Source organism: Endozoicomonas sp. SESOKO2 (assembly GCF_024606245.1).
Lineage (GTDB): Bacteria > Pseudomonadota > Gammaproteobacteria > Pseudomonadales > Endozoicomonadaceae > Endozoicomonas_A.
In genome coordinates, this window is record NZ_JAHHPQ010000429.1 from 1 (window position 1) to 4,480 (window position 4,480).

At 42.0% G+C, this 4,480-nt stretch carries 3 protein-coding genes; 1 reads left to right on the forward strand and 2 read right to left on the reverse strand.

The window, feature by feature from the left end:
- Nucleotides 1–148 precede the first annotated feature (148 nt).
- Nucleotides 149–661, forward strand: coding sequence for a lipocalin family protein (locus tag KDK17_RS09465; RefSeq protein ID WP_257282050.1), 513 nt, complete (start codon nt 149–151; stop codon nt 659–661).
- Between the two features lie 498 nt (nt 662–1,159).
- Here the strand turns inward: KDK17_RS09465 and KDK17_RS09470 are convergent, their stop codons facing one another.
- Both KDK17_RS09470 and tnpA read right to left on the reverse strand, forming a co-directional pair.
- On the reverse strand, nt 1,160–1,969 hold the full coding sequence (locus KDK17_RS09470; RefSeq protein WP_257282049.1) for a hypothetical protein: 810 nt from the start codon (nt 1,967–1,969) through the stop codon (nt 1,160–1,162).
- A 101-nt stretch (nt 1,970–2,070) separates the two neighbouring features.
- On the reverse strand, nt 2,071–2,556 hold the full coding sequence (tnpA, locus tag KDK17_RS09475) for an IS200/IS605 family transposase (RefSeq protein WP_373691582.1): 486 nt from the start codon (nt 2,554–2,556) through the stop codon (nt 2,071–2,073).
- Between the last annotated feature and the right edge of the window lie 1,924 nt (nt 2,557–4,480).

Here is a 4,480-nt window from a genome sequence, read left to right on the forward strand (position 1 = left end):
ACGGCGTAGATAAGTCTACATAATTACAGATTATGTTAGATTTTTAGTAGCGGTAAAACGCCACCTTCACGACAATAGATGTTTAATTGCATCCTATCCCTTAAAATTCCCGTACATCTACCTTGAATAAAAAAAAGGGTGATTATTTATGAAACTCTTTACCTGTCTGGCCCTGCTTGCACTGGTCTCAGGCTGCACAGGAATTCCTGAACACGTAAAACCAGTAACACCTTTTGACATTGAAAGGTATATGGGCAAGTGGTACGAAATTGCCCGACTGGATCACTCCTTCGAGCGAGGCCTGAGTCAGGTCACTGCTGAGTACACCTTACAACTGGACGGTACCGTAAAAGTGACCAACTCTGGCTACTCTGAAAAAGACGATGAATACCGTCGGGCAAGAGGCACAGCAAAGTTCGCTCGACAAAGTGGTGAGGGCTATTTAAAAGTCTCTTTCTTTGGCCCCTTTTATGGCTCTTATGTTATCTTCGAACTGGACCAGAAGGGTTACCAGTACGCCTTTGTTAGCGGTTTTAATAGGGGTTATCTATGGTTTCTGTCCCGAACCCCTGAAATAAGCCAGGAGTTAAAAGAACGGTTTATCCAACAATCCGATAAGCTTGGATTTGACACTGACCAGTTAATCTGGGTCAAACAGTGACAGTCAGAAACTGCATTGCAAGGGCTTGCGAATGCTCCTTACAACTTTCTCAATTTCTCGGCTGGAAATGTAACCACGTATCTCAGCCAACCCTCACCCAGCGCCCGGAATTCAACGACAATGGATTATCTCTCCATGTTCAACAGACTGGACGATCCAAGCCGAATGGCAAGATATTTCGATGCAAAGGGAGCTGCGTTAGCAGCTGCACCGTCCATATCATCCAGTTGGCCAGTGTCGCACGACTGATGTCGACATTCAACCGTTTAAGGATGGATACCTGGCCGTATCGGTATAGAGGCAGCCGTACTTCGGACGAAGTTCAATAACCCTGCCTCTTCGTGCCGGAACAATATCCAGTTTTTCGCCGGCTTCTTCGCCAAGAACATGGAGTTCACCACCACAACGTCATACTGTTTATTTTCTTCGGGAATACCACCGAGGCCGCCTCCAAAAGCGGACCGATTAAAGGCACTCTCATGTTGTGATGATTTAATATCAACGTCCAACGCTTGACAACCAATATAACGAACACGAAATCATTATTTTAACAAGCATATTGTTATACTCTAAAGATTTATTAAAAGGGTCAGCTAATTTTTTATCTAAATAGTTATTAAAAGGATCAGCTAAACTTTTGTCTAAATAGTTATTTTTCATTCGTTGTTTATAGTAAATCTCAGAATCGTAAGTTAACATATTTGAAACCAGACCTGCCCCACCACTACCTCCATCACCAAAATCTTTTTTAAAGTTAAAATCTCTATAGCTATGTTTATATTTTTTATCAGATGTCATGAAGACAGCTCTGATTGTATATTCAGAACCATTGATTTCTTCCATATAAATACAAATCATAGAACCATTCTTTGATTTAAATCCTATTTTCTTATATCTAATCCCAGACTTTAACGTAATATCAGCTTTTTTATCAAAATAAAACAAACTTTTGCCATCTTCCCCTTCAGCAACATGCTTGAATATAGGATCATTAACATTGATATAAAAGGGAATAACTGATCCAATTTTATTACTAGCCAACAGTTGGGACAAGTGAAATATAACACCCCAATTCATAGCAAACAAAAACAAAAATGGATTTTCAATTTGTGATAAGTCAGGAGGTGATGAGAAAATACTTTCTCCATTTATTGTAACGTTATTAGTTTCCAAGTTAAAAGTAACAACTATGTGATCACCTGTCTCTGCTGCTCCCCTATAAGTCCAAAACCACTTCCTTTCAAAACCAGCACCAATGGCAGTTACGGAACAGAACATTAAAAACAAACACATTAGTTTTTCTTTCATTCGATTCGCCTATCTCTTGTCTTTTATACCTCCATGTAAGTTAGCTGACCTCCGGCAAAGCCGGAGGCTTATTCGGTGACGCCCTCAAAGGGTAAGGGCTTTTATTGCACCCCGGGGCGCGAGTCAAAACCAAGTTTTAGCTGAGCCCGTGTTTCATCATTTTTCTCCTGATTTCTGCTGAATTCTCGAGCCACATTTTGGTCAGGCTCTACTATGCTAACAAAATACCCTTGTACCCAGAAGTACTCCCCGGAAAAAGCCCTCTGCTTACCTTTGAAGTGTCTCGCAATAGCTATTACACAACTACCCTTCACATAACTAACAATACGGGAAACAGAATACTCCGGCGGAATGCGAACGCAAATATGAACGTGATCTCGCATCAAATACCCTCCCACAATTTCACTCCTTTTGCGTTTGGCAAGCTCATGAAAAAAATGTTCCCGGGAACTGGAAAATTTTTCAAACTTCCATAAACGACTTTTGCCGCTTTTTGGCAACAAAGGCAATGTGATACTTACAACCCCATTAAGTATGAGCCAGACTTTTGTAATCTGCCATAAATTAAACCTCTTGGTTCTTAGCAAAACCTTCGATGTCAGCTACCGAAGCCTCGGTATAACCTATGCCAGCCTCCACTGCATAGCCGTAGGTTCACCTTATGAATAATTAACTTTATGAATGCTCCAGAGTAGCAATATTATGAGCACAAGCCAGTATTGCTTGACTATTGTGTGCTGCATCACAACACAGCGTCTGCTTCAGTCGCCGAAGGTGGAGGGAGCTCAACTCGAATTAGCATGGCAGAGCTAGCGTCCACAACAAGAATGCCAGTTACCCGCCCCCCCTGCGCAAATCCATACCAGCACCACTGTCCTCCAGGTAGGCTTGTCATGTCACACCAACGGTCCCTGCAGCTAGTGAGCAGATCAGTGTTAGAGAAAGACGCGAACACGGAACACCTATCGCTACTGAATATCAAGTCGGAATCTTTAAAATATTCCGCTTAAGTATTGCGAAGTAGGTATTGTGGGTTTAGCGTTTACGGAGGTACACGGTCCCCGGGAAGACAGGTTATACATCCTGAATAAAAGACTAATAATTAAACAACCATTCATTGAGCCATCTAAGTGTCTCAGCATGAATTTTGCTGGTGGTTGCAAGTTCGGACTCTAAAAAGGTTAAGTCATCCAAGTCCCGGAGGTCAGTTTGACTTGAATCTACAAAGTCTAGCATTGGGATCAAAAGCTCGTGGGAGATTCGGTTTAAGTACTCAATGAGACCATTCACGAAAGGAAATTGCACAATGTATAATATATGAACATTTTTATAACCATACTTCATATAAATCTCATGAATGTCAGCCTCCCCTGAAATGCAAATCATTGACAATACTGAGAACAGAGTGAAAGCACGTATTGACCGAATGCACATAACTGCCGTCTGGTTAAAAAACAAGCAAAGTGGTGAGACGCCTGCCTCTGTTGGTCAGCAGTAAAACAGCAGTTGTCAAGACGGATATTTCAGAAACCAAGAAGAACAGGCATGAAGTATCATAACAGCTTTTCCAATAGTTGCTCAGGGTAATTTCCCCTCACCCGTTCCAGAGAGCCGTCGATCGTCATAATGGCGACTCCAGAACCAGAACGCTATCTTGCCGGACCAACTTGTTGTCATGATGTTCGCTCAACTTGCGGCGAGTCTCTGTTCACGATCTGGTCGAACCTCTGACGACTATGTCTGGAACTACGAGATGACCTGTCAGGGTGCACATTTTGTTGGCAGGATGAAGTCTTCTACTCTTGATGAAGTCCTTAGCACCCGCCCGAAGAGCAACAGAAGATTTCATCTTAAAAGATCAGATTATCAAACTCTCTTCTGAGAAGGGTAAAAAGGCCTGCCCAACGTATCTCTGACGGATCAAAACACTTCGATAGGAAGACGACAAAATCCTGATTTTTATCAGTAAAGACCTTGATCGGCATACACATCAGCTGGAGTTGTCCTGACTTTGTGCTTATCAGCCACGTGCAGTCCTGCAAAATACTCCTTGCAAAGCCAAACGATAGGGATGAATGTCGAAAGCTTAAGCGACATCATTCACCCTTTTTTTGGGTTTAAACATTCGAACAGCAGATATTTTTTTAAATTCGTTGATGTAGTGACGAGTTTTTTCCCAGTACTGTAAGCAAGCATATAGCTCACGTTTCGGTTGGAATTTGAGTGTCCAACACAATAGGGAAAGTTCACAGTCTCCAGATTTTTTTGTCATATTTAGCTGATCACATATAGACTGGATAAGGTTTTTGTATGGCTTTCGGTGCCTATATGTCGTTTATTTATGAAGCCAAAATATTACCCTATTACTTTAGAATACTAGTTACTCTAACTTTCACATTTTTAGATGTATGCCCCATCTGTATGGCGGGTACAGATATGGTTCCCCCCCCCACCAACGCCCCTGCATTACGCTGCTGCTCAAGTTGTTGCGAAAGTAACTGAAGTATTTCT

What these genes read in the sequence shown, in the direction of transcription:
- KDK17_RS09465 (WP_257282050.1), top strand. Translation starts at nt 149, where the DNA reads ATGAAACTCTTTACCTGTCTGGCCCTGCTTGCACTGGTCTCAGGCTGC.
- KDK17_RS09470 (WP_257282049.1), bottom strand. Translation starts at nt 1,969, where the DNA reads ATGAAAGAAAAACTAATGTGTTTGTTTTTAATGTTCTGTTCCGTAACT.